Annotated in this window: 27 protein-coding genes and 1 riboswitch; of the genes, 6 read left to right on the forward strand and 21 right to left on the reverse strand. The window is 52.8% G+C overall.

The features are described 5' to 3' along the window. Positions 1 to 70 precede the first annotated feature (70 nt). Complete coding sequence (locus GFC06_RS13145; protein WP_016156885.1) at positions 71 to 1,129, forward strand: FUSC family protein; 1,059 nt, start codon at positions 71 to 73, stop codon at positions 1,127 to 1,129. 238 nt (positions 1,130 to 1,367) lie between these two features. After that, positions 1,368 to 1,703 carry a DUF496 family protein gene (locus GFC06_RS13150; RefSeq protein ID WP_003834176.1) on the forward strand — a complete coding sequence of 112 codons (336 nt, stop codon included), beginning with the start codon at positions 1,368 to 1,370 and terminating at the stop codon, positions 1,701 to 1,703. A gap of 40 nt (positions 1,704 to 1,743) precedes the next feature. Here the strand turns inward: GFC06_RS13150 and GFC06_RS13155 are convergent, their stop codons facing one another. The 21 genes from GFC06_RS13155 to pduA all read right to left on the reverse strand — a co-directional run bounded on the left by GFC06_RS13155 (position 1,744) and on the right by pduA (position 18,504). Beyond that, positions 1,744 to 2,610 carry a GHMP family kinase ATP-binding protein gene (locus GFC06_RS13155; protein WP_046275680.1) on the reverse strand — a complete coding sequence of 289 codons (867 nt, stop codon included), beginning with the start codon at positions 2,608 to 2,610 and terminating at the stop codon, positions 1,744 to 1,746. 92 nt (positions 2,611 to 2,702) lie between these two features. Then, positions 2,703 to 3,917 carry an acetate/propionate family kinase gene (locus tag GFC06_RS13160; RefSeq protein ID WP_153690245.1) on the reverse strand — a complete coding sequence of 405 codons (1,215 nt, stop codon included), beginning with the start codon at positions 3,915 to 3,917 and terminating at the stop codon, positions 2,703 to 2,705. Beyond that, positions 3,902 to 4,354, reverse strand: a complete 453-nt coding sequence (pduV, locus tag GFC06_RS13165; RefSeq protein WP_046275682.1) for a propanediol utilization protein PduV — start codon at positions 4,352 to 4,354, stop codon at positions 3,902 to 3,904. The genes GFC06_RS13160 and pduV overlap by 16 nt, the downstream gene beginning before the upstream one ends. Before the next feature lie 4 nt (positions 4,355 to 4,358). Continuing rightward, positions 4,359 to 4,709, reverse strand: a complete 351-nt coding sequence (gene pduU, locus GFC06_RS13170) for a propanediol utilization microcompartment protein PduU (RefSeq protein WP_016156881.1) — start codon at positions 4,707 to 4,709, stop codon at positions 4,359 to 4,361. Then, a complete protein-coding gene (gene pduT, locus GFC06_RS13175) occupies positions 4,709 to 5,263 on the reverse strand; it encodes a propanediol utilization microcompartment protein PduT (protein WP_003030201.1) in 555 nt (184 codons plus the stop codon). The genes pduU and pduT overlap by 1 nt, the downstream gene beginning before the upstream one ends. A gap of 2 nt (positions 5,264 to 5,265) precedes the next feature. After that, a complete protein-coding gene (gene pduS, locus GFC06_RS13180) occupies positions 5,266 to 6,621 on the reverse strand; it encodes a cobalamin reductase PduS (protein ID WP_153690246.1) in 1,356 nt (451 codons plus the stop codon). Further along, entirely contained in the window at positions 6,618 to 7,730 is a 1,113-nt protein-coding gene (locus GFC06_RS13185; protein WP_016156879.1) for a 1-propanol dehydrogenase PduQ, read from the reverse strand. Before GFC06_RS13185 ends, pduS begins: the two co-directional genes overlap by 4 nt. Positions 7,731 to 7,740: 10 nt before the next feature. Further along, positions 7,741 to 9,126: a CoA-acylating propionaldehyde dehydrogenase PduP gene (pduP, locus tag GFC06_RS13190; protein ID WP_047415486.1), complete on the reverse strand. Its 1,386-nt coding sequence runs from the start codon at positions 9,124 to 9,126 to the stop codon at positions 7,741 to 7,743. After that, positions 9,123 to 10,130: a two-domain cob(I)yrinic acid a,c-diamide adenosyltransferase PduO gene (gene pduO / locus GFC06_RS13195; protein WP_016153535.1), complete on the reverse strand. Its 1,008-nt coding sequence runs from the start codon at positions 10,128 to 10,130 to the stop codon at positions 9,123 to 9,125. Before pduO ends, pduP begins: the two co-directional genes overlap by 4 nt. 8 nt (positions 10,131 to 10,138) lie before the next feature. Further along, entirely contained in the window at positions 10,139 to 10,414 is a 276-nt protein-coding gene (locus tag GFC06_RS13200) for a EutN/CcmL family microcompartment protein (RefSeq protein ID WP_153690247.1), read from the reverse strand. Between the two features lie 3 nt (positions 10,415 to 10,417). Continuing rightward, a complete protein-coding gene (gene pduM, locus GFC06_RS13205; protein WP_049040282.1) occupies positions 10,418 to 10,909 on the reverse strand; it encodes a microcompartment protein PduM in 492 nt (163 codons plus the stop codon). Then, positions 10,906 to 11,538: a phosphate propanoyltransferase gene (locus GFC06_RS13210; RefSeq protein WP_016153533.1), complete on the reverse strand. Its 633-nt coding sequence runs from the start codon at positions 11,536 to 11,538 to the stop codon at positions 10,906 to 10,908. Before GFC06_RS13210 ends, pduM begins: the two co-directional genes overlap by 4 nt. After that, positions 11,538 to 12,002 (reverse strand): BMC domain-containing protein, encoded by a 465-nt coding sequence (locus GFC06_RS13215; RefSeq protein ID WP_094761565.1) that lies wholly within the window; start codon positions 12,000 to 12,002, stop codon positions 11,538 to 11,540. Before GFC06_RS13215 ends, GFC06_RS13210 begins: the two co-directional genes overlap by 1 nt. A gap of 24 nt (positions 12,003 to 12,026) precedes the next feature. After that, complete coding sequence (pduJ, locus tag GFC06_RS13220) at positions 12,027 to 12,302, reverse strand: propanediol utilization microcompartment protein PduJ (RefSeq protein ID WP_001057752.1); 276 nt, start codon at positions 12,300 to 12,302, stop codon at positions 12,027 to 12,029. A 19-nt stretch (positions 12,303 to 12,321) separates the two neighbouring features. Next, complete coding sequence (locus GFC06_RS13225; RefSeq protein ID WP_016156873.1) at positions 12,322 to 12,672, reverse strand: glycerol dehydratase reactivase beta/small subunit family protein; 351 nt, start codon at positions 12,670 to 12,672, stop codon at positions 12,322 to 12,324. Then, the gene (locus GFC06_RS13230) at positions 12,662 to 14,494 is read right to left on the reverse strand and encodes a diol dehydratase reactivase subunit alpha (protein WP_153690248.1); all 1,833 of its coding nucleotides are present in this window, start codon (positions 14,492 to 14,494) and stop codon (positions 12,662 to 12,664) included. Before GFC06_RS13230 ends, GFC06_RS13225 begins: the two co-directional genes overlap by 11 nt. A 15-nt stretch (positions 14,495 to 14,509) precedes the next feature. After that, positions 14,510 to 15,028 (reverse strand): propanediol dehydratase small subunit PduE, encoded by a 519-nt coding sequence (gene pduE / locus GFC06_RS13235; RefSeq protein WP_153690249.1) that lies wholly within the window; start codon positions 15,026 to 15,028, stop codon positions 14,510 to 14,512. Positions 15,029 to 15,042: 14 nt separating this feature from the next. Next, on the reverse strand, positions 15,043 to 15,717 hold the full coding sequence (pduD, locus tag GFC06_RS13240; protein ID WP_003844241.1) for a propanediol dehydratase medium subunit PduD: 675 nt from the start codon (positions 15,715 to 15,717) through the stop codon (positions 15,043 to 15,045). A 10-nt stretch (positions 15,718 to 15,727) separates the two neighbouring features. Further along, positions 15,728 to 17,392 carry a propanediol dehydratase large subunit PduC gene (gene pduC / locus GFC06_RS13245; protein ID WP_153690250.1) on the reverse strand — a complete coding sequence of 555 codons (1,665 nt, stop codon included), beginning with the start codon at positions 17,390 to 17,392 and terminating at the stop codon, positions 15,728 to 15,730. Between the two features lie 18 nt (positions 17,393 to 17,410). Further along, positions 17,411 to 18,223, reverse strand: coding sequence for a propanediol utilization microcompartment protein PduB (gene pduB / locus GFC06_RS13250; RefSeq protein ID WP_016153528.1), 813 nt, complete (start codon positions 18,221 to 18,223; stop codon positions 17,411 to 17,413). Then, a complete protein-coding gene (gene pduA, locus GFC06_RS13255; RefSeq protein WP_003030255.1) occupies positions 18,223 to 18,504 on the reverse strand; it encodes a propanediol utilization microcompartment protein PduA in 282 nt (93 codons plus the stop codon). Before pduA ends, pduB begins: the two co-directional genes overlap by 1 nt. A 525-nt stretch (positions 18,505 to 19,029) precedes the next feature. Here pduA and pduF point away from each other — a divergent pair. From pduF to cbiB, 4 genes are all read left to right on the forward strand, one after another. Beyond that, a complete protein-coding gene (pduF, locus tag GFC06_RS13260; RefSeq protein ID WP_153690251.1) occupies positions 19,030 to 19,839 on the forward strand; it encodes a propanediol diffusion facilitator PduF in 810 nt (269 codons plus the stop codon). 201 nt (positions 19,840 to 20,040) lie between these two features. Continuing rightward, complete coding sequence (pocR, locus tag GFC06_RS13265) at positions 20,041 to 20,952, forward strand: transcriptional regulator PocR (protein WP_016153526.1); 912 nt, start codon at positions 20,041 to 20,043, stop codon at positions 20,950 to 20,952. A 332-nt stretch (positions 20,953 to 21,284) separates the two neighbouring features. Further along, a riboswitch (cobalamin riboswitch) is annotated at positions 21,285 to 21,459 on the forward strand. Positions 21,460 to 21,547: 88 nt separating this feature from the next. After that, entirely contained in the window at positions 21,548 to 22,927 is a 1,380-nt protein-coding gene (locus GFC06_RS13270; protein ID WP_153690252.1) for a cobyrinate a,c-diamide synthase, read from the forward strand. Next, positions 22,924 to 23,883, forward strand: a complete 960-nt coding sequence (gene cbiB, locus GFC06_RS13275) for an adenosylcobinamide-phosphate synthase CbiB (protein ID WP_153690253.1) — start codon at positions 22,924 to 22,926, stop codon at positions 23,881 to 23,883. Before GFC06_RS13270 ends, cbiB begins: the two co-directional genes overlap by 4 nt. The last annotated feature ends 1 nt before the right edge of the window (position 23,884 follow it).

Below are 23,884 nucleotides of genomic sequence, written 5' to 3' on the forward strand. Positions count from 1 at the left end.
TCAGGATGATCTTTTCACGCTAAAAACAGGTACAATTCGCTTCTTTGCTATTCCCTGACGGAGTGCATGAGTGCGTGCAGACAAATCGCTGAGTCCTTTTGAAATTCGTTTGTATCGTCATTATCGTGTGGTGCATGGTATTCGCATTGCGCTGGCGTTTCTCCTTACTTTTCTGTTGGTACGCCTGTTAAACATTCCCGAAGGTACATGGCCTCTGATCACGCTGGTGGTGATCATGGGGCCAATATCTTTTTGGGGTAACGTTGTTCCCAGGGCCTTTGAACGTATAGGCGGCACGATCCTGGGCTCGGTCCTGGGACTGGTTGCCCTGCGTCTGGAACTCTTCTCGCTGCCGTTAATGCTGATATGGTGCGCGGTAGCGATGTTTCTCTGCGGCTGGCTGGCGCTGGGTAAAAGGCCGTATCAGGCGCTGCTGATTGGCATAACGCTTGCCGTGGTCGTGGGTGCGCCTGCCGGAGATATGAATACCGCGTTATGGCGCGGCGGTGATGTTATTCTGGGGTCGTTATTGGCGATGCTGTTTACCGGCATCTGGCCGCAGCGGGCATTTATACACTGGCGTATCCAACTGGCGCATTGTGTCACGGGGTACAATCGGGTGTATCAGGCCGCGCTATCCCCCAATCTGCTCGAGCAACCGCGGCTGGAGAAGCATTTACAACAACTGTTGAGCGACGTTGTCAAAATGCGTGGGCTCATCGCTCCTGCCAGCAAGGAAACCCGTATTCAAAAATCGATCTTTGAGGCTATTCAGACGGTGAATCGCAATCTGGTCTGCATGCTCGAGCTGCAAATTAATGCGCTGTGGGCCAGCCGTACCAGCCACTTTGTCATGTTGAATGCGCATACGCTGCGTGAAACTCAGCTCAGGACCCAGCAGGCACTACTGACAATAACCCACGCCTTGTATGAAGGTAATCCGCAGCCGGTGCTTGCCAATACGGAAAAGCTCAATGACACCGTGGCAGAGCTGCGTCAGCTTATTGCTGAGCATAAAGGCGATAATGTCGCAGAAACGCCCATTCACGGCTACGTTTGGTTGAACATGGAGATGGCTCGACAGCTGGAGTTACTGTCACATTTAATCTGTCGCGCACTGCGCAAATAAAGAGCAGATGAGGGGATTGGTTCTACTGCTGCTTCGATTCAGCAAAGATTAGAGGTATGATACTGAAAAAGGCTAAAACCATTGGTAACTGCAATGGCTTTACCCTCGATAACTCAGGTTTCAACCATGCATTGTCGATGCAGATGCAACTTGAAGTATGGCGGGCATGAAAGTAATGTTGACCCACTTTAGCCGTTGTTTTAACGAATCCGAATCTCACATTATCAGGGGTGTAAAAATGGAAACTACCAAGCCTTCTTTCCAGGACGTGCTGGAATTTGTTCGTCTGTTCCGTCGTAAAAACAAACTGCAACGTGAAATCCAGGACGTTGAGAAAAAGATCCGTGACAACCAGAAACGCGTTCTGCTGTTGGACAACCTGAGCGACTACATCAAGCCTGGTATGAGCGTGGAAGCGATTCAGGGCATCATTGCCAGCATGAAAAGCGATTATGAAGATCGTGTTGATGACTACATCATCAAAAACGCCGAGATCTCTAAAGAACGCCGCGATATCTCTAAAAAGCTGAAAGCCATGGGCGAAGTGAAAAACGGCGAAGCGAAAGCCGAGTAACGATTTTATGCTTGTCCGGGTCGCTGCCGTGCGGCGACCCTTATTGCAGTTCGACCCCGCCCGTTACCATGCGTAACAAATGCTGTTCTGGCCAGTGAATCGTAAGTTTTTTCTGCGTCAGCATCCATTTAATGTAATCCACATCATGACGATTTCTGTCCAGCATCAGTCCGACTACGCTGCCGCTGTGCGCGACGTTGACGCCGTATAAATCACATTCTTCCACCAGTGCTAATAGTGAATCAAAATCTGGCTTTGGTAACAGCAGTTGGCTGGCGATTGCGCTAAGCGTAGCCGCTTCTCCCAACCGGTAAGGATTTTGGCTAATACAGGCTTCCTGTACTTTTTCCCATGCCCGTTGGAGGGCCGCAGCTCCCGCCTGCAAGCCGGAATGACGTGGAATACGGTGATAATCCGCGGTACGCAATGTTTCAGGGCTTTCGAGAACCAGCAGATCGAGTTGAGGCTGAGCTTCACAACCAATTTGCGTGGAGGCGTTGTTATGATCGAAAAGAGTAAGCTTACGAAAAACGGTGCTGTCGGTCGGCTCCAGCGAAACGCAAAGCTGTGCCAGTGTTGGCTCGTCCAGCTGATGGCCCAGATAATGCGCCGCGGCGATGGCCGTGGCGGCAATATCCGCAGTGCTGCTGGCCATTCCTTTCGCGATGGGAATGGTTGATTGAACATCTATCCGGATATCCTGACTGAGATGCGCCGGGTACTGCCAGTGCTGTAATAACCTGTCAACCATTGCCCGAGAAAGTGGACGTTCATCTGTCAGCGGTGAGCCTGAAGTAACCTCAACGGTGCTATACCATTCGACTGGGCAGGAGACCAGTTTCTCACTGCCCAGAATCCAGCCCTGGATAAGTTCTCCGCACGATGCGGGACATTGCGCAACAGCCACGTCTTCACCTTTGTGTTCAGCAATCCTCGGGGCATAGTGTCATGGCGATCGCGCTATTACCATGATTTGCCGCAATTTGCGGTGCGGCAATATCAGGCGGGAATGCCCAATGTCACAGTTTCTGATATCGCTAAACGCATAACGTCCTGGGCTATCATCAGCTCTTCATTGGTATTAATCACCGCCACTTTAACTACCGCATTTTCCGTCTGAATAAAGGTGGCGTTACGCTGATTTTTTTCTTCATCAACGGCCAGACCTAAGAAATTCAGGTTGTGGCAAATCGCGGCGCGAGCACGCGCTGAATTTTCACCAATTCCCCCGGTAAACACCAGCGCATCCAGACCGCCCATCTGCATAATATAGCTGCCAATAGTGGCGCGAATCCGCTCGGCAAAAAGCGTCAATGCCAGTGCTGCCTGGTGATTGCCCGTATCTGCGGCATGTTCAACATCCCGGTAGTCGGGTGAAACACCAGAAACTCCGAGTAATCCGGACTCATTGTTGAGCAATTGGTTGAGCTGCTGCGCGGTTTTTCCTTCACGCAGGGCAATCCACGGCAGAATGGATGGATCAATATCGCCACTTCGCGTGCCCATCATTACGCCAGACTGCGGCGTAAAACCCATGGAGGTATTTACCGAGTGTCCGCCTTTGATAGCGCAGATGCTGCTGCCGTTGCCCAGATGACAACAAACAACCCGCAGGGCGCTGAGCGGCACGCCCAGCTTTTCAGCAAGTTGAGCGCTGACATACTTGTGGCTGGTACCATGAAAACCATAACGACGAATACCGAGCTCTGAGTAGTAGCGCCAGGGCAGGGGATAGATGAAAGACGGCTCATCAAGGGTCTGATGAAAAGCCGTGTCAAAAACCGCAACGGCTGGCGTTTTCGGCAGTAGCTGGCGAAATACCGCAATCCCCAACGCATTAACCGGGTTATGAAGCGGTGCCAGTTCCGCAAGGCGTTCGATTTCCGCCAGCGTTTCATCGGTTACTCGTGCGGAATCTTTGAAGGATTCTCCACCGTGTGCGACGCGATGGCCAACGCCGTCGATCTCTTCCAGACTGCTGATAATATTGTGGCTGAGCAGTTTTTCCAGTAGCAGCGTTACTGCTTCACGGTGATCGGCTACGGGCAAAGTCTCCTGCCATTTTTGCGCTGGTGCTTTTAGGGTGACCTGCGCATCAGACATACCGATACGTTCGATCAGTCCCTGGCAAATCATTTCACCCTGCGGCATCGCCAGAAGCTGAAACTTAAGCGAGGAACTGCCTGCATTAATGGCCATTATTTTGTGAGACATGAAGGTTCCTTTGCATTCAGAAAAATGAACATCTCATCGACCCCGGTATTCTCCAGCGCGCTGGTGACAAATACTTGTTGCGCGCCAGCCTGAACTAGCCAACTCTCCACGAGAGAAATACGCTGCGGGCTGGCTAAATCGGCTTTGGTGACGAGGCCGATAACGGGTCGGTTCATCGGACCAGTAAAACCTGGAGAAAAAGGTGACCACGGCGCGTCAGCATTGAGAACCAGCGCGATGATGTCTGCTTCACAGGCGCTGGCCAGCAGCGCGCTGTACAGGCAGCGGTTTTCGAGATACTCACCCGGTGTGTCTATCGTTGTGGGAGACCAGACAATGGCCTGGGTCTTCTGATAGTGAAGCGCCTCTCCCCGCATGCACTGCGTGAGTGACGTTTTACCGCACTGGCTGGGGCCAATTAGCATTATGCGTTTCATGAGATTATGTCCGGGTGATGGGACAGGCGGTAAAACGCATCATTTCGCCCAGCGTCCGGGTTACCTGTTTCAGCGCGTACTCAACGGCGGAAACATCGCCCGTCAGCACCACTGCGCCGGTAAAACGGTCGAGAAAACCAATCTCTACCGCCCCGGATTTCGTGGCGATATCACAGGCGATGATTGAGGCTTCGCTGGGGGTAATCGTCAGAATACCGATTGCGGAAACCGACTCTGGTAATCCCAGTTTCTTGAACAAATCTTTACCCGGATTAGCGATAAGATGCGCCAGCGTAACCTGCTTGCCAGGAACATATTCCTGAATCATACGATCCGTGGTGGGTTGTCTTTCCATTATCCCTCCACCATCTGTCGCCACATGCTTTCATGCGGACGAGGGATGACCGAACGGTAAACCAACAGACCTTTTTCACCTGCACTTTCACTGGCAACTGTCACTGCGTTATTCACATCAGACACATCGCCAGCGACAACCATGTAGCACTTGCCGCCAATACCAAATGCCATATGGACGCGTACCAGCGTGACATTGGAGGCTTTAACCGCACGGTCGGCGGCACAGATGCAGGCCGCAACGCTCCATGTTTCAACAATGCCCACGGCCTGACGCTTATCCACGCTGTTAAGTCCACTGATCGCAGGAAGTACGCTGGCGTGAATGTTGGGTAGTACCAGACTATCAACGAGCATATCGCCAGCAAGAGAAGTTCCGGTGGCGATCGCCTGTTGTACTGCGCCTACGTCACCACCGAGCATGAGCAGAAATTTACCCGGGCAGATGGTCTTGCTGACCAGTAAATTAACATTCGCGCTTTTTAACATGGCATCGCCAGCTTCCATTCCTTTGGCAATGCTGGTGAGTTCTAAAATCCCTATAGCCTGAGACATGATTAACCTCTTATTACCGTGATGGATTGCTCAGTAATTTCGCTGACAATACCGTCAATACTGGCGTGGACAGGTGCGCCTAATGCACCGGACGGCACATCGGCAACGCATTGACCGCGAACAACGTGTTCGCCCTGCTGTACACATGGGATCGCGCTGGCACCAATATGCTGGCGTAGCAACAGCGTCGTTTTATCCGTGGGATAATCAGTCTCAGCCAGTGGCGCATCGTGATACCAGTCGCTAAGGCCCAGTTTGGTAATAAGGCGCTTCACCGGAATAAGCCGATACTTCGCCATTTCATCCTCAGGATTTAACGGCCCTTCATAACGATGGTTGAGCGCCCGTAGCTCGCGTTTAAGCATGCGGTTGATTCGCATCGGTGAAATCCCAACCGGACAGGCTACGCTTTCACATACATTGCATTCTGAACAGGTCAGGGCCGTGAGCAGTAACTGCGGTGTGGCCGCCTGCTGATAATTAACCGCGCGAACCAGCAGGTGCGGTGATAATTTATGGCCGATCAAATGTCTTGGGCACAAATCCGTACACAAACGACACTGCTCGCAAACGGTTTTTGCGACGGAAAGCACGGTGCGTTCATCCTGCATCCGCCGCTGAATCAACGCATGAGACTTTGGTAAAACCAGCAGTCCCCCGGTGGTCTTGCTGACTGGGGTATCCAGTGAGGTAATCAGGCCGCCCATCATCGGACCACCGTTAATAAAACCGGGATCGTCAACGGTAGCACCACCGGCCAACGCCAGAACCTCATGTAAAGACATTCCGATAGGGACGGTAAGAGTGATTGGTCTGGCGACCGCGCCATTAACGGTCAGGGTACGGCGCGTAACCGGGTATTGCTGCTCAACGGCTCTGGCGATGTTGAGTACAGTCTGGACGTTATTGACCACCACGCCGACGCTGACCGGCAACGCGGCAGGCGGAACTCTCCGGCCCGTCGCCATCCAGATGGTCAAAACCTCGTCACCAGCCGGGTAGACATCAGGCAAAATATGTAAGCGGATCCCGGCAGGCAGAAGGGGCGTTAACGCATTGATAGCCTTTTGATATTTCTCTTTGAGCGCAATAATACCGGCCCTGGCCCCGGTAGCCGTCATGGCATATTGAACGCCGCGGATAAGTCGCTCAGCCTGAACGGCCATCAATTGCTGGTCAACTTTCAGCATCGGCTCACATTCTGCCGCATTGACCAGAAACGTATCGACCTGCGCCTGTAATTTTACGTGAGCTGGAAAGCCCGCGCCTCCGGCCCCGACAACACCCGCTGCGCGAACGCGTTCGCGAATTGTCTGCGCATCATAAAGCGTGGACTCTGCCGTCATGGCTGTCTTCATAATAATTCCTCAAGCAGTTCCTGCATGGCGCTGGCGTCGGCAACACGAGGATTGGTTTGCAGCGTGACATCAGCCAGCGCGGCCTGAACCATCGACGGTATACGTTGTGACCAGGCTTGCTTTCCGTCTTTAAGCGCGTCAGCAAAAGAAGGTAACGCACACTGTTTTTTGAGTAGCTCTATATGACGAATTAGCGCATTCAGTGCCGCCGTATCGTTCGCGTTATCCGGGCATAGGTGGCAGGCTTTAGCGAAACGGGCGTAGCGCTTCGCGGCCCGCGGATCGCGGGCATTAAAATGAATGACATGGGTCAGCAGCAGCGCATTGGCAAGTCCGTGGGGCAGATGAAACTGGCCGCCCAACTGATGGGCAATCGCATGATTGATACCCAGACCAGCCTGACTGAATGCCATTCCCGCGAGCGTTGACGCGTTGTGCATTTTTCCTCTGGTTGCCAGGCAGTCGCCTTTGCTGACGGCGACAGGCAGGTACTGGAAGACAATTTGTGCCGCTTTTTCAGCCAGCGCATCGGTGAAGTCGCTGGCTTTCGTGGATACGTAAGCCTCCAGCGCATGCGTTAATACGTCCATGCCGGTATTCGCTGTTATGGCTGGTGGAACGCTGACGACCAGCGTCGGATCAAGGATGGCCATGTCCGGATAAAGCGCATTATTAAATAATGGATACTTAATGCCTTTATCCGGATCGCTAATCACGCAGGCGCTGGTCACCTCCGATCCCGTGCCGCTGGTGGTGGGAATTGCAACGCAGGTTTCAATCTCAATACCGAACTGTCGGCTGAACCAGACGATGGCTTTTGCGGCGTCCAGTGCAGATCCACCGCCAAAACCAATGACGACGTCCGGTCGTAGGGACTGCATTTGCGCAATCCCTTGTACTACCGTGCTAATGGTGGGATCGGGGGTGATATCGCTGAAAATGCTGATGCGGTTATCCGCTGGCAGCGCGTCGCGCAGCTTTTCAATCAGGGGAGAACGCGCGAGAAAACCATCGCAGATAATCCAGATATGCTTATTCGTGAAGCGCTTAAGCACATCCAGGCTTCCCTGGCCGCTGTACAATCGAGTTTGCAGTGAAAAGCTTTTCATAACGGCCCCATTAGCGAATAGAAAAACCGTTTGTCAGCACGCAACGACGAGAGCGTGCGAAAGTGCGCGCAGATGTCGTTCCTTCACCGGTCGGCGTTGCGATGGTGAAGGTGGTAAAGCCTTCACCACCAACGCCAATCCCAGCATAAGAGGGGCCATTTTTCACAAAAATGGAGGTCTGAAGCGTGCGCGCGGCAAGGTTCAGACGTGACACATTTTGCGAATGCATAATGGCGGTGTGATGCAATCCCTCTTCAACCTTCAGGGCCAACGTTAACGCGCTGTCAAAATCGCTCACCGTTACGATGGGGAGCATTGGCATCAGTTGCTCGCTGGTAACCCATGGGTCGTCAGCCTTGACGATACCTATCAGTAATCGAGGTGCTTTTGCCGGAACCGGTATTCCCGCGGCTTCCAGTAAGGTTGCCGGGCTTTTCCCTACCAGTTGTTTATTGGCTATTCCTTCTGGCAGACAAACTGCGCGCAGTTTGTCTATCTCTTCGCTATTGAGTCGCATCGCGCCAAAAGACTGCATTTGTTGAACCAGTCGTTCGGCAACGGCATCAACAACAATCAGGCTCTTCTCAGCAATGCAGGGGAGGTTGTAATCAAAGGATGCGCCATTGATGATATCTTCCGCCGCCTTAACCAGGTCGGCTGTTTCATCAACAATGCAGGGAGGATTGCCTGCGCCTGCGCCAATGACTTTTTTCCCGCTTTTCATGCCCATAGCAACAATGCCTGGACCACCGGTAATCGCCAGAACTGCGATTTTAGGGTGCGCCATCATCTGCTGGGTAGCCTCAAAAGTGGGTTCTGTGACCGTGACGACAAGATTCCGAATCCCGCAGCAGCGAAAAGCAATATCTTCAATCATGGTAATCAGCTTCAGTGAGACCGCTTTTGCACCTGGATGTGGGCTAAAATAAACGCTATTTCCCGCAGCCAGCATACTGATGCTGTTGTTAATAATGGTTTCCGTCGGGTTGGTGCTGGGGGCGACGGAACCAATCACGCCAAAGGGTGAATACTCGAATAACACCATGCCGCCGTCGCCGGTAAGCGCCGTGGTGGTGAGATCTTCGATACCCGGGGTATTGTCCAACGCAGCTTTATTTTTAAGGAACTTATCCTCTTTGTTGCCCATTCCCGTTTCGGCAGCGCTTTCAGCAGCCAATGAAGCAAGGTGAGGCGTCAGTTCTTCTCGCAGGGCGTTAATGATGGCGCTGCGGGTTTTCAATGGACATTGCTGATAACGCAGAAAAGCCTGATGAGCGGCATCGATCGCTTCGCTAACGGACGGAAAAATTCCATTACCCTTAACTTCTGCTTTTGCCGGTGCAAGTTGCTCACTCAAAATGTTACGAATAAGGGTTTCAAGTTCTGAAGTGTTCATTGATGTGTTCTCACGTTAATTGCCGCAATGGCCGTTTCTGCAATGTCCATATCCTGCTCAACGCTTCCCCCGCTGATGCCAAGACCCCCAAGGAGTAACCCCTCACGCCATAATGCGTACCCGCCACCGAAGGTGACGACTTTTCCCTGCATATGGCTTTCCAGACCGTAAAGCGCGGCGCCTGGCTGCACTGCCGATGTCAGCTCATGCGTGGCGGTTTTCATTGCCACGGCGGTCCAGGCTTTTTTCGGTGCCAGTTCGCTACTGACGAGTAATGCGTCAGGCATGCGCCAGGTCACCGTTTGGGTCCCATTCGCATCAACAATGCTGATGACGACCGGAACCTGAAGTTCTTCTGCTCTCGTTACCGCAGCGCGAGTGAGTTGGTGGAGTTCCTGAAAAGACAGAGACATAGCCGGCTCCCTGGTAGCTGATGTACGGATGGCTGCGAGATAACGCTCCGCCACTTTCTGAATAATGTTGTTTTGATGGGCGTCATGATCTTCTGCTCGTGCAAGCGCATATAAGCAGTCGGACAGGCGATTGATATAACGCATCAGCACGTGTCTGACGGAAATCTCGGTGGAGAGTTCGACCAGTCGCCTCTCTGCGCGGCGGGCCAGCGTGCGGGCAAAGTGCAGACGGCTGGCGGCTTCGCTGCGGCCAGGTAAAATAAAGCTGCGTAGGGGGGGCACTCTCCCCATCGCGGTATCAATGGCGGCTTCCAGCGCGGCAATTTCTTCTGAGCTGATGTAGCGCTGCTCTGGCGCTGGCTGTTCGCTTTCGCTTGCCAGCTCGGCGCTGAACCAAAAAAGCTGCAGTTGAATGTTTTCGAGTAACTGGCGGTGCTGCGGGTTTTTCGCTGCGCAAACACACAGGCTAAGCGCCGCATTAAGTTCGTCCAGCGTACCGTAAGCCTCGACGCGCGGGTGCGTTTTGCTCACGCGTTGCCCGGTAAAGAGGGCCGTTGTGCCGGCATCGCCAGTGCGGGTATAAATCGCCATAGTTCCTCCTAACGAGAAAGCGTGTCGACAATGCCGACGATAGCCAGATCGATGGCCTCATTAGGGCCGGAAAAAACGTATCTGGCGCTGGAGCCACTGCTGAGTAATACCAGTTCTCCAGTTCCAGCGCCGACAGAATCAACCGCGACTTCATCTCCACTCACAGGGGACGCGGGAAGCTCTCCGTCCGCACTCACCCGACGTACCAGCAACAGTTTCTTCCCCACCAGTGATGGGGATTTTTGCGTGGAAACCACAACGCCTGTAACCCGTGCCAGATGCATAGCTCACTCCTGCTTAATTAATTGGACATTTCGCGTACCGACGGCGTCCTGAGCCAGAGCCGTCACGACACATCGACGACGTAGCACCAGAACGCCCCCCTTCAGTTGGGCGACGTCGGCATAGCTGAGAAGTTTGTCAGGATGCAAAACGATGATTCGTCCCAGCTCGTCACTGAACTCCAGCGGCAGACGCGCGAGTTTTCTAACGGGGATTGCGGGTAACAATCGGTGTTGTAGTGAAATTTTCACGCGGACTCCGCATGCCAGCGCTTCGTGGATCGTTACCACCGACATGTTGTCCGCGCAGCCCTCGGCAATTTGCTCCAGCAATGGCAGGTCCGCCTGCAGGAGGTGGAGCGACGAGTACTGGCAGCACAATGTCCGTGGTTCGATTTCCCGTAACTGCGCGACGCTAAGAGAGAGCGTGCTTTCCGCGCGTTTTTTTAATCGGGAAACAACCTCCTCGATAATGCGTTGCAGCAGTTCGTTGTTCATCGTGGGCTCACCAGTGTGGCAAATGCCTGCGGATTATCAGCGCCCGCAGCATTGGCTTCGTCGGTATCGATATGCATCTCAAGGCGCATATCCGGCGAAACGCGTACGGCGACGTTATCGAAAATCAGTCGACGTTCATCGCCATTAATAGCAACAGAGACTTTATCGCCATGGGAAACGCGCAGGATTAGGGCATCGAGCGGCGACATATGGATATGGCGTTGGGCGACGATTACCCCGGATGCTAAGTCCAGTTCAGCAAATGGACTGATAAGGCGAACGCCTGGCGTGCCCTCGATGCTGCCTGACATCCGTAGTGGAGCAGCAATTCCCAACGTACGAGCGTCGGTACGAGAAATTTCGACCTGACTGGTGCTACGCAGTGGGCCGAGTAAGCGCACATTTTTTAACTGACCTTTTGGTCCCACCAGCGTGACGGTCTGGTCTGCTGCATATTGTCCGGGCTGCAGCAGCTCTTTTTTCTCACTAATAGGGTGATTGGGAAACAAGCGGTCGTAATCTTCAGCGCATAGATGAATATGACGATTAGAGATCCCTAGCGGAATAGGGCGCTCACGCATTTCATCCAGAACTTTGGTGACCGTTGTCTCCAGTTGCTGTTTATCCATCACGCTTCACCTCGTTTGCCTGAGTGCAGACAAAGAGAGCGCGGCTCGCCCTTTTGACGGGGGCAGGCAGGGTCAAGACACAGATTGCAGCTAATCAACTCTGCATCTTGTGGCGCTTCGGGCGCTGCATGGTCCTCAGGCATCTCTTCATGTGGTACGACCGGTGTCGGGGCGGGCGCTGGCTCAGACTCCGGGGTGACGCTATGTGACAGAATGCCATCCCCTGGTCTGGATATGACTTTGTGAGCCACCAGTCCATCTCGCTGGTCAGCGAAACTGACACCGGTGGAAATGGCCGCCTGGACGGAGGCCACATCCCCGATTATCTTGATCACCATCCAGCCTGAACCGTTGGTTTTTTCGAGGCCCACCAGCGTGATGGAGGCGGCTTTCGCCATGACGTCCGCGCAACTGATGGCTAATGCCAGACCACTAACTTCAAGTAATCCCAGTGATTGCTTCACGCTGTGCTCCTTGGTTGCAACGACTTATGCGGATTTAGGTAAAATGGCTTCAACGTCGCTGTGCGGACGTGGGATAACGTGGCAGGATTTCACCTCGCCAACGGCGCTTGCTGCAGCGCTTCCTGCATCTACGGCAGCTTTCACTGCGCCGACATCGCCGCGAACCATAACGGTGATAAGGCCTGAGCCGATTTTTTCGTAACCAACCAACTGCACGTTTGCGGATTTCACCATGGCATCAGCGGCTTCAATAGCGCCGACGAGCCCTTTTGTTTCAACCAGTCCCAGTGCGTTATTCATACTGCTTTTCTCCTGTGGGTTATGAGTGGCATTCCCGAAACGGAATGCCTTTAACCAGCCGCGCAGCGTTATTACCAATGCTGCGTCGGGCGTGGTTATCTTGTTGATACGTCAGCGTAAATAGTGGCGCTGATGTGGGTAAGTTTTTATAGTGCACGACCAGTTTTTCGCGACTGCAGCCAATGCCAACCAGCAGCGGCGATTGGCAAGCCGCCAGCCATGCGTTGTGGATAACGTCAGTTGACGGGCTCTCCTGAATCACAAAGGGGATCCCTTCTTCTTCAATACCCAGCAACACATCACTCCAGACGTCAGTGCATCCAGCAGTGGCGAAGATAACGATGGCTGGCGTGGTGAGATTACTTTCCATGAGCGAATGCCTTGTACCAGGAGAGAATCAGCCCTGTCGCGACCGCGTTGCGCGGACCTTCGGTGCCACGAATGTTGCCGCGCCCGGCAACCAGGCGATAGTGCGCCAGCGCATCGGTGACCAGTTGCGGAACTTCAAAGTCCAGGGATGAGCCGCCAACCAGCACCACAAAAGGAATATCCCGAATGTTCCCGGTCGGACTCACCTGACGTAGCGCTCTGAGTGCGTTGGTGACGAAAACGCGTTCCTTAGCGCTGCGGCGAATGGCCCGGACTTTCTCCAGCGCCAGTTCGCCTGGCAGTGGCACCAGTTCATCGGGTTTTACTACGCATACGCGGGCAAAAACCGTTGGCGGGAGAGGTGTAGGGAAGAACTGGACGCTGCCATCTTCGTGGCGAAGATGGAACAAGCTCTCGACTTTCGCCAGCGGGTACTTTTTGATCTCTTCAGCGAGATAACGGTCTTCCAGCCCCAGTTCACGGGCAATAATCATCGTGACCATATCGCCCGCACCCGCCAGGTGCGTGGCAATAATTTCGCCTTTCGGGTTGATGATGGAGGCGTCGGTCGATCCTGCACCGAGGTCCAGAATAGCCAGTGGCCGCGTCGTGCCGGGGGTGGTTAAGGCCCCCAGAATGGCAGCTTCGGCTTCGGCGCCGCCAACCTGGACGTCAATGTTGAGCTTTTGCGTGATTTCCTGAGCAATCATCGCCATTTGCAGGCGGTCTGATTTCACCATGGAAGCAATGCCGACAGCCTGTTCCAGCGAGAACTCACCGGCTAGTCCGCCGGTCACGCTGACGGGAACCGAGGTATCGGCTGCCAGCAGGTCCTGAATAAAAATTTCGTGGCTGGGTTTGTTAGTTAATTCAGCCATTGTCTGGCGCACATGCTCCAGCATGCCGCCAATATTGGTGCCAGCCTCTCCGGTGACGTTATCCAGTTTTGGGCATTCACCAACGGCTTTCATAATCGCTTCAGCGCCAGCTGCAACGTCGACCCGTACGGTACGACCCTGCGACTGTAGCTCCAGATTTCCGGCAGGAATGGCTCGTGCTTTCACATCACCTGATGGCGTTTTCACGACCACGGCAGAACGGTTGCCAATCAGCGCCCGCGCCATCGGGACAATGTTTTTAGTCTCGTCGGCGTTGAGGCCAAAAACGGTCGCAATCCCGTAAGGGTTAGAAAGCGTTTCAATGACTTTTCCTGGAATTGCGACCTCAATGGCAGCCAGCATACCTAACGGGATGCGGTCGATATGAAGGACTTCATCGACGATAGGCAGGGGGTGGGTCAGACGATTACTGACCAACACGCCATCGTCCTGCTGCAAAATAACGCCAGTTAACTGGTATCCGGCGCGGACGGAGGCATTAATCATCGTGGCGACATCGGCGAAATCAAAGGCCGATGACACCACCAGAATATAGGGCGTATCCGCCGGACGGCTGAGCAGGTCTTCCGGCGTAATAGTGACGCCAACGCCTAATCCGACGCCGCCCGGCGTTTTAGGGTTATGGCCGATCATGGTGGATTCAGTGATGATGGTTTCGGTTATCGTTTCCATCGCGACGTCGCCAATGACCGGGGTGGCTTCGTTAATACGGATTAGCGAAATATCGCTGACATTGATACCGGCATTTTTTGCTGCCAGCGAAAGTGCCTCCTGAATACCAAACACATTACGTAATGTGCCTTTAATTCCGGTGGTTTCTGCCAGCGCGCTGCCGGTGATGCTCAGTGCGCCAGACTCATCGAGGGCAGCCAGAGCGACTTCCGTTGATGAGTTGCCTATGTCAATGCCAGCTATATATCGCATGATCCTGTCCCTGAGTTAGTCGTCGCCTTTGAGTTTTTTACGCTCAACGTACAGCGCTGCCGCTTCACGAACGAAAGCTGCACAGATCTTTGCCTGATAACGATTTTCGAGATCGTCAGCGATAGCCATCAGCTCGTCTTTCGTTGAGCGGTATGGGCGCAGCGCGTTGTAGATCTCAAGAATGCGATCGTCAGGTACAGCGGTTAGCTCAGCGGCACGCTCGAAGTTCATCGCCAGTCTGTCACGTCCGGCATCTTTGGCGATTTCCGCCTGAAGGCGCAGCGTTTCAGGGGTGATGCGCATGTCCTGCGCCGTCACTTTGTTGCTCAGAACATTTTCGAGCGTGAAGTCATCCAGAGTTTTGTTGGTTGCGGTTTTTACCCACTCAGGATGTTTATTCGCGAGAGGGTAATCCGTGACTTTCGCGGTATGTGCTGGTGAACTCGCCGCGGCCGGCGTCACGGGCTCGTCTTGCAGGCTGTTCATCCGGCTCAGCACATCCCGAACCATCGATTCAATTGCGTCGGTATTCATGGAGTTATCCTTTATCAAAGCGCCACGCGCAGTTCCTGCGGGTTTTTGCCCGTCACGACGTATTTGGTCTCTTTAATGTGCAGAATGGCCGATTTCGCCTGGTACTTAGGACGAGCCATCTGGTCATTCAGAGTAGGGACCGGTTGCGGAGATTCACGCTTGGCATAACGCGCGGCGTTTTTACCGATCTGACGATAGGTTTCCAGCGTCAGAAGTGGTGCCTGAGGGAACAGCTCCAGGTTAGAAAGCGGCGGTAACCCCTGCTGGTGGATTACCGTGGTGCCTTTTGACTGGATGCCGATAGAGATCCCGGAACCGCTCAGACGGTTACCTTCCACGGCGACAAATGCCACATCGGAGGATTTAAAGCAGCGGATAACGCGCGCTTTAATGCCTTCTTCTTCAATACCCGCAATCACTTCGCGCAAAATGTTCTTATGCGGGATCCCTACGATATTGACGGTTTGCGACAGTCCAAACGCGGGACCTACGGCAATAATCACTTCGTCTTGCTGCTGGCCTTGTTTGGCTTCGCCAATCTCGGTCAGAAAGCTGTCGCCCTGCGCCGCTGCAGCCTGTGGCGCGCTAGCCGCTGTCGATGCGCGGAATGAGACGGGTTTGTCGCTGGTTTGCATTTCAGACAGTACGTCTTCAATTATCTGGCGCAGCAGCTTTTCATTGATTTCCATTTTTCACCCCTTAGCCAAGTTCGTTGGGATCAAGTGCGCCAGGGATGTTTTTGATCTCTTCCCAGCGTTCGCCTTGTAGGCGATAACCTGTTGCCGGACCGGCATAGTCATTGACGTCATTTACTGCGGATAGCACCTGTCCGTCGCCAACGATAATGGCGGAGGTATGCAGATAATCCCCGGTTAACTTGGCTTTCTGGATGTTGAGCATGTCCTGAGCGACATCGGTAAACCCGCCCTGAGCAAGGGCTTTCACCACTTCCAGACCGTTACGGTTTTTATTGATGATCTCTTGCGCAAACTTGATATCTTCAACGATGTTTCGCTCCGGCATATCTTTCGAACCGTGGGCGTAAGTCGCCGCTTCCACTTCTTCATCAGTGATTGGTGGTAATCCCATCCCGGCAAAGACGGCCTGCAGTGCACGTGCCGCTTTATTACGAATGGCGATAACGTCTTCTTCACGAACCGGACGCAGACCCCCATCTACCTTGAGGTCTCGCTGGAGAACGTTGTAGTCGTCAAAATCTTCGGCATCCTCGTTCGAACCCGCAAACATATTGTCGTAGTTCGGTACAGCGGAATAACCGGAAGAAATGAAGTCAGTACCCGGCAGGAACTGCATCAGCAGGCGGGCAGTACGACGCATATCCGAGTGGGTAAAGGTTTGGTCGTTGCTGGAGGCACACTCCAGATCCAGGGAGGAACAGATCAGGTTTTCAGCTAACACCGCACGAATGCCTGACGGCACAGCGGAAGGCACGCCGATGCAGCTTACTGAGCCATTTTGTAAACCCTGTACGCCAGCGGCTTTGGTGATGTAAATACAGCGGGCTTCAAGGTAAAGCATCGATTTACCTTCGGCGTAACCCATCTGAACTTCTGAGCCAGAACCGGAGGTAAAGCGCATTTTCAGACCGCGTGAGGCGTAGGAAGAGGCGAGGAAACCTTTCGACCATGGCGTGTCATCGCCGTCGGTAAAGACGGGTTCAGTACCATAGACAGAGATGGTTTCCGCGTAACAGGTGTGGCCTAACATACCGAGTTTAAGTTCGGTCGCTTCTTCCAGCGAGCACTGGGTTAATACGCCAGGGCGCCCAACTTGTGAGCCGACTAACAGCGCAATGGCGTTAAAGGGTGCATAACGCGCAACGGCAACCGTCGTTTCTTGTTCGTCAAATCCGCGCCAGGCGCCTTCAGCCGCATCAGCGGCAATCTGCACCGGATTATCTTTAACGTTAGTGACGTGCGCCTGCTGAGACGGTGTACGACGAGCACGCATTTTCTGCATGGCCATCATCATCTCAACGACGTTCATATGGGACACCACTTCGACAATTTTTGCCGGGGTCATTGCGGTGGTCAGCGGCACAATGTCTTTGCGCTTCACGTTAGGGTCGCAAAGCATATTGGCAAGTTTTACTGAGTTCATCGCCATGACTTCTTCAGCGCGCGCCAGGTTAATGCCATAGCGGGCAATGAAATGGTCAATTAAGTCAAATTCACTGGCGGATTTGCCGTCCAGTTCTGTGACTGTACCGTTGACGATTTTAATCGACGGTTTAGGGTCGTTCGGGCTTTCCATCGCAATGAAGCCTTCTTCGATCCACTCCTTAACGAAGCCATCCTGATTCACAGGGCGCTTCGCCAGTGCTTCAAATCTTTTCGATCTCATGAATCAGCCTCACAGATATCAGATGTAGGACGGACGATCGTTTTTCGGTTCTGAGCCGAGGGTCCCGAGTACGGTTTTACCGATTTCGCGGGCGGAGATAACGGCCTGACGTACAGCGCCGGAATCGCCTGAAATGACCAGAATGGCTTCGTTACTGAAGCTGGTGCCATGGGCAGGGGAGCTGTAGGCCACAACTTCCACGTTGGCGGATTTCAGCGCAGTATCAGCCATCAGGACACCAACGGATGCCGGGGCGCCGACGATCACGCCACAGGCACGGCCAATCGGTGCACCAAAGGCTTTTTCCAGCGCGTAGCTGGCGCGTGCGGTGTATTGCATCTCGATGTGACCGGCTTCGTTGGCATACACATCGCCAAAGGTGCGATCCAGTTCTTTCAGCGCAACCTCAATTCCGCGTTTCACGTCGGAAACATCGTTGCCGCCGAGAATAATCAGCGAACCGTGACCCGCGCCGCCTTTGGTATCACGTGGCAACTCAATACTGACGACTTCAGTATTGGTGGCTTTTACCGCTTCATCTGCGGCCATGATGTGCGGGCCTGCACCAGTACGCGCGCCAAGGATGCCAATGGAGCGATACCGTTTTTCAAGTTTCATTGCGTCCAGTAGGGCGCTGTCCACGTTGGCGATTACCAGACCGACGGTGTCGCCAATCGCAGTACCGACAAACTCCGTTAAACTGCAGCTTTTCTCTGCCATAGCCGTTTCTCGTGTTGGAGGATTATTTTCAGGGATAGCCTGCTGTTCCGGCGTTGCCACGCGAGCAATCACCTGCGCCATGATCTGATCAACCAGCTCATTGCTGCTCATTAGCTAATTCCCTTCGGTAAGATTTTTTCTACATCGGTATGAGGGCGTGGGATGACGTGTACGGCTTTCACTTCTCCCACATTACGTGCTGCGGCGGCACCTGCATCTGTTGCTGCTTTGACTGCGCCAACATCGCCGCGGACAATGACTGTTACCAGCCCCGAACCAATTTTTTCGTAGCCGACCAGCATTACATTGGCTGACTTCACCATTGCATCTGCGGCCTCTATGGCTGCAGTCAAGCCTTTGGTTTCTACCATTCCTAACGCTTCTTGTTGCATAAAGACCTCGCCTGGGTTGTCCCGATGTTCATGACTATAAAAAGAAGCGAGGAAAAAGAATGGCTGACTTGAAATTGAGAGTGAAAAAATAATAGAGGTAAGGTGATATAAAATTGCTATTAATTATTTTAACTTATTGTTTTTAATGGATATATTAAATTTTATTGATATGATTATTTAGTTATGTCAGTTCCACATTTACACTTTTTCTGGTGACATTATAAATATCATTTGCTATGCGAAAAAAATGAAATTGTGATGGTGGTTTGAAAACGGATTTCTGCTAATAGCAATATTTTATTGTTTTGAAAATGTCCGTGTAATACGCGTAATCCCGATTGTCTCTAATGTTTTAATAAAGTGCGTAGCAAGAATTTGCTATTGCGCCACGATTTTAAAGGGCAAGCTATCCGCAGAATGCCAACAATTTGCTGATACGGCCTTTTATAGTAAGCCTCGAAGTATTCTACTTGCCAGTAAGGAGTCCGCTGGTAAAGACACGAACTCTGCTTAGAAGGTGTCACAATGAACGATTCACTAAAAGCGCAATGCATTGCTGAGTTTTTGGGTACCGGGCTGTTTTTGTTTTTTGGTATTGGCTGCCTGAGCGCTCTGAAAGTCGCAGGTGCCAGCCTGGGATTGTGGGAGATCTGCATCATTTGGGGTCTGGGGATCTCGCTTGCAGTCTACCTGACGGCCGGGATTTCTGGCGCGCATCTCAACCCTGCTATCACCATCGCACTGTGGCTGTTTGCCTGTTTTCCGGGGCGCAAAGTATTACCTTACACTGTGGCGCAGGTCGCGGGGGCCTTTGGTGGCGCTTTGCTGGCTTATTTGCTCTACGGCAGTCTGTTTACCGAGTATGAGTCGGCCCACCAGATGGTGCGCGGCAGTCTGGAAAGCCTGCACCTTGCCAGTATTTTTAGTACCTATCCTGCGGCGGCGCTCAGCGTCTGGCAGGCAGCGTTGGTCGAAGTGGTGATTACCTCCATTCTTATGGGGATGATCATGGCGCTGACTGACGACGGTAACGGCGTTCCTAAAGGTCCGTTGGCGCCATTGCTGATTGGTATTCTGGTTGCTGTTATCGGCGCATCCACCGGTCCGCTAACCGGATTTGCGATGAATCCGGCGCGTGATTTTGGTCCTAAATTGTTTGCCTGGATGGCCGGGTGGGGAGAGGTTGCGATGACCGGCGGGCGTGATATCCCTTATTTCATTGTACCGATTGTTGCCCCAATCATCGGCGCGTGCGCGGGCGCAGCAATTTATCGTTATTTGATTGGCAAAAATTTACCCTGTAATACGTGTAAGCTGGACGAAAATGAGAGCTAGCTTCACAGAAGAAGTTTATTTTTGAAAAGTAAAAACTGTTTTCGTGATCCGGTATCCTGAACTGCCCAAAAAGTCTCCCAAGAATGGGAGACTTTTGTTATGTTCAATTACGACTTTCATCAATGCTCAGGATGGCAGGGTGAAAATGAATGTGAATAATATGTTTTATTTATAACAATAAATTAACTGAGAGGTTTTATCATGATTTCTGCGAGTGCCCTGAACTCAGAACTCATTAATAAAATCGCACAGGATTTTGCGCAGGCCACCAGTCTGGCCGTTGTGGTTGTCAATATTCACGGTGATGAAATTTCTGAGCTTTTTAATTTCACCCCTTTTTGCCAGTTGATGCGTCAGCATCCTCAGCACAGTACCCGTTGTCGTATGAGCGATCGCTGTGGAGGGCTGGAAGCCTCTAAATCCGATCAACCCTGCATCTATCGCTGTCACGCCGGACTTACCGATTTCTCAATTCCGCTGGTCATTGCGGGGCACCTGGTAGGGTTTGTACTTTGTGGCCAGGTACGCTTAAGTAACGATGTTGGTTTGGTTGATATTCTGAATGTAGATGACCGCTGGCAAGCCGATCCCGAACTGGTCAACGAGTTTCGTAATGTACCGGAAATGGACTATTCGCGAGTCATCGCCTCAGCGGATCTGCTGAAGCTCATCGTAGAAAATTGCCTTAAGAAACAACTTAATTTTGTGGTTATCAAAGATAACCCGCAGCAGTCAGAGCCAGTACGCGCTAACCGCAGCACCAATCCTCATGACAGCAAAATGAAAAAAGCACTGCGCTATATTGATGCGCATTTATCAGACGAATTGCGTCTGGAGGATGTCGCCTCTCATGTTTACCTTAGCCCTTACTATTTCAGCAAATTGTTCAAAAAATATCATGGTATCGGTTTTAACGCATGGGTAAACCAGCAGCGAATGGCCAGTGCAAAAGAGCTGCTTTGCCACAGTGACTGGAGCATAGCCAGCATTGCGCGTAATTTAGGATTTTCGCAAACCAGTTATTTTTGCAAAGTTTTTCGTCAAACGTATCAGGTCACGCCGCAGGCATTTCGCCAGCAAATAAATGTCATTTCACGTGGCGAATCCGCTTAAATGGCAATATTTTGCTATTGCCGATTTTTGATATAGGGCGCTATGCCAGTCATTATAAAATGAAAAGTAGCGACAGCAGTCAATAAATTGTCATAGCGCAACAAAATAATAGTATTAGAGGGATAAACTGCACCAGTTTTTATTTTTGTGATGAGATACAGTGTCTCTGTGAATGACTTTCTTTATTCTTTGTTGGCACTTTCATTCAGAATGCGAGCATATGAATAAGTGGGTTTATGCCAGGTAATTGGTTGAATGAACCCGGCAAGATATTAAATTGAATTATTGTCATGAGGTCGTGAATTTACCTCATAACAGAGAGCTTAATTAATCAGGCTCTTGAACTGACAGGTTTGCCACATTTGTGGTAGGGAAGGGGGTGAGAATCCCCCGCAGCCCCCGCTGCTGTGATGCTGACGACCCCGTATTGACCACTGATCGCAAGATTGGGAAGGACGGGTGAGGATGACGCTAAGCCAGAAGACCTGCCTGTCAGTGACTACCAACAACTTCGGTGGGAAGTGGGTGGTTCAGATGCATACAGTCGAGAGACTGGGTATCTTTACACCCCTACCACCCTGAACAGGATCAGGGTATGGCGGCCAATTTTCACGCTTTTGTTCTTGCAGGTACCGGAAGCGGCTGTGGTAAAACCACGGTGACGCTGGGCTTGTTGAGCTTGTTGAAAAAACGCGGTTTACGCGTCCAGCCTTGCAAAGTAGGCCCCGATTACCTTGATACCGGCTGGCATACCTCGGTATGCGGCACTGCTTCCCGCAATCTTGATAGCTTCATGCTTCCCGTCCCCACCCTGAATGCTTTATTTCGCGAGCACATGCAACATGCGGATATCGCCGTTATTGAAGGCGTTATGGGGTTGTATGATGGATACGGCACCGACCCAAACTACTGCAGCACCGCCGCGATGGCCAAACAGTTAGACTGTCCGATTATCCTACTGGTTGATGGCAAAGCCGTTTCCACCTCGATCGCCGCGACGGTAATGGGGTTTCAGCATTTTGATCCAACCCTGAATATTGCCGGCGTTATTGTTAACCGGGTTAACAGCGAAACGCATTACCAGCTCCTGAAAGTGGCGATTGAGCGTTACTGCGCTGTACCCGTCTTAGGCTACGTTCCCCGTATGGAAGGCGTTGCGCTTCCTGAGCGTCATCTGGGTTTGGTTACCGCGCGTGAGTCGGTTATCAACCAGAAGCCGTGGCAGGCGTTTGCCGCGACGCTGGAGCAAACCCTTGATATCGACGCGCTGCTGAGATTAAGCCAGTTAGACACGCTTCCTGCGGGTGAATGGCCAGCGCTGCCCGCCGCAGACGCCGGAGCAGGGCTAACGCTTGCCATCGCCGATGACGAAGCGTTCAATTTCTACTACCCGGACAACATTGCGCTACTGGAGCGCACGGGGCTTAAAATTGTCCGTTTTAGTCCGTTGCACGACACCTGTTTACCCGACTGTCAGATGATCTGGCTGGGGGGCGGCTATCCTGAGTTACATGCTGCGGCGTTGGCCCGTAATGTTGCAATGCTTAACCAACTGCGGGCGGCGCACCAGCAGGGTGTCGCGATTTATGCCGAGTGCGGGGGGCTGATGTATCTCGGCAGTTCGCTGGAAGACAGTCAGGGTGATACCTGGCTGATGGCGGATATCATTCCCGGTCACAGCAAAATGGGAAAACGTCTGACCCGATTTGGCTACTGCGAAGCGCAGGCCGCGCAGCAAACGTTGTTAGCTGCAGAAGGCGAAGTGCTGCGCGGACATGAATTCCACTACTCCGATTTTACCCCTGAAACCTCCGCGGTGATGAACTGTCGCAAAGTGCGCGATGGCAAAACGCTGCAAGCCTGGTCCGGCGGCTGGCAGGTGGGAAATACCTTCGCCAGCTATCTACACGTTCATTTTGCTCAACGTCCGCAGATGCTTAACCACTGGCTGGCAGCCGCGAGGAGCGCACTATGACCATCCTCGCGTGGTGTGTTGCCTGGCTGCTTGATTTTATCATCGGCGATCCGCAGAACTGGCCGCATCCGGTACGCTGGATTGGCAATCTGATTTCTGCGGTGCAACGGGTTGTTCGGCGTTACTGCCATAGCGACCGTGCGCTACGCATCGGTGGCGGGGTGATGTGGATTGTGGTGGTGGGGCTGACCTGGGTTGTGTCCTGGGGAGTACTGGCGCTGGCGCACTCTATTCATCCCTGGCTTGGTTGGGTGGTGGAGGTCTGGATGATCTTTACCGTGCTGGCCGGGCGCTGCCTGGCAAACGCCGCGCAGGATGTCGAGCGTCCGCTACGTGCCGGTAACCTTGCTGCAAGTCGGGAAAAGCTGTCATGGATTGTGGGACGTGATACCTCGCAATTACAGCCACAGCAGATCAATCGCGGCGTAGTGGAAACCGTGGCTGAGAACACCGTTGATGGCATCATCGCGCCGCTGTTCTTCTTGCTCCTCGGCGGTGCGCCTCTGGCGATGGCCTACAAAGCGGTAAACACCCTTGACTCCATGGTGGGCTACAAACATGAAAAATACCGCGCTATCGGTATGGTCAGCGCTCGTCTGGACGATGTCGCAAATTATATTCCCGCGAGACTAAGTTGGCTGCTGCTGGGCGTAGCGGCATTTTTATGTCGCCAGGACGGCGCGCGTGCTTTGCAGATTGGCTGGCGCGATCGCTACAACCACAGCAGCCCAAACTGCGCGTGGTCAGAAGCGTCCGTTGCCGGGGCATTAGGAATTCGTCTGGGTGGTCCTAATGACTACTTTGGCGAGCGCGTTGAGAAACCGTGGATCGGTGATGCACAACGCGACATTTCGGTAGACGACATTTCCCATACGATTCGATTGATGTGGGTGGCATCGATGCTGGCACTGGCGCTGTTTATTGCGCTGCGGTGGCTGCTGGTCGGTGTGGCCTGAG

The sequence above is a fragment of the Citrobacter braakii genome (assembly GCF_009648935.1).
Classification (GTDB): Bacteria; Pseudomonadota; Gammaproteobacteria; order Enterobacterales; family Enterobacteriaceae; genus Citrobacter; species Citrobacter braakii.

Coding starts and splice junctions, on each gene's coding strand:
- pduV (WP_046275682.1), bottom strand. CDS start 4,354: ATGAAACGCATAATGCTAATTGGCCCCAGCCAGTGCGGTAAAACGTCA.
- GFC06_RS13150 (WP_003834176.1), top strand. CDS start 1,368: ATGGAAACTACCAAGCCTTCTTTCCAGGACGTGCTGGAATTTGTTCGT.
- GFC06_RS13230 (WP_153690248.1), bottom strand. CDS start 14,494: ATGCGATATATAGCTGGCATTGACATAGGCAACTCATCAACGGAAGTC.
- pduD (WP_003844241.1), bottom strand. CDS start 15,717: ATGGAAATCAATGAAAAGCTGCTGCGCCAGATAATTGAAGACGTACTG.
- pduP (WP_047415486.1), bottom strand. CDS start 9,126: ATGAACACTTCAGAACTTGAAACCCTTATTCGTAACATTTTGAGTGAG.
- GFC06_RS13160 (WP_153690245.1), bottom strand. CDS start 3,917: ATGTCTCACAAAATAATGGCCATTAATGCAGGCAGTTCCTCGCTTAAG.
- GFC06_RS13210 (WP_016153533.1), bottom strand. CDS start 11,538: ATGGATAAACAGCAACTGGAGACAACGGTCACCAAAGTTCTGGATGAA.
- pduF (WP_153690251.1), top strand. CDS start 19,030: ATGAACGATTCACTAAAAGCGCAATGCATTGCTGAGTTTTTGGGTACC.
- pduT (WP_003030201.1), bottom strand. CDS start 5,263: ATGTCTCAGGCTATAGGGATTTTAGAACTCACCAGCATTGCCAAAGGA.
- pduM (WP_049040282.1), bottom strand. CDS start 10,909: ATGAACAACGAACTGCTGCAACGCATTATCGAGGAGGTTGTTTCCCGA.
- GFC06_RS13185 (WP_016156879.1), bottom strand. CDS start 7,730: ATGAAAAGCTTTTCACTGCAAACTCGATTGTACAGCGGCCAGGGAAGC.
- pduA (WP_003030255.1), bottom strand. CDS start 18,504: ATGCAACAAGAAGCGTTAGGAATGGTAGAAACCAAAGGCTTGACTGCA.
- GFC06_RS13270 (WP_153690252.1), top strand. CDS start 21,548: ATGGCGGCCAATTTTCACGCTTTTGTTCTTGCAGGTACCGGAAGCGGC.
- cbiB (WP_153690253.1), top strand. CDS start 22,924: ATGACCATCCTCGCGTGGTGTGTTGCCTGGCTGCTTGATTTTATCATC.
- pocR (WP_016153526.1), top strand. CDS start 20,041: ATGATTTCTGCGAGTGCCCTGAACTCAGAACTCATTAATAAAATCGCA.
- pduJ (WP_001057752.1), bottom strand. CDS start 12,302: ATGAATAACGCACTGGGACTGGTTGAAACAAAAGGGCTCGTCGGCGCT.
- pduC (WP_153690250.1), bottom strand. CDS start 17,392: ATGAGATCGAAAAGATTTGAAGCACTGGCGAAGCGCCCTGTGAATCAG.
- GFC06_RS13200 (WP_153690247.1), bottom strand. CDS start 10,414: ATGCATCTGGCACGGGTTACAGGCGTTGTGGTTTCCACGCAAAAATCC.
- GFC06_RS13225 (WP_016156873.1), bottom strand. CDS start 12,672: ATGGAAAGTAATCTCACCACGCCAGCCATCGTTATCTTCGCCACTGCT.
- pduU (WP_016156881.1), bottom strand. CDS start 4,709: ATGGAAAGACAACCCACCACGGATCGTATGATTCAGGAATATGTTCCT.
- pduS (WP_153690246.1), bottom strand. CDS start 6,621: ATGAAGACAGCCATGACGGCAGAGTCCACGCTTTATGATGCGCAGACA.
- pduO (WP_016153535.1), bottom strand. CDS start 10,130: ATGGCGATTTATACCCGCACTGGCGATGCCGGCACAACGGCCCTCTTT.
- pduE (WP_153690249.1), bottom strand. CDS start 15,028: ATGAATACCGACGCAATTGAATCGATGGTTCGGGATGTGCTGAGCCGG.
- pduB (WP_016153528.1), bottom strand. CDS start 18,223: ATGAGCAGCAATGAGCTGGTTGATCAGATCATGGCGCAGGTGATTGCT.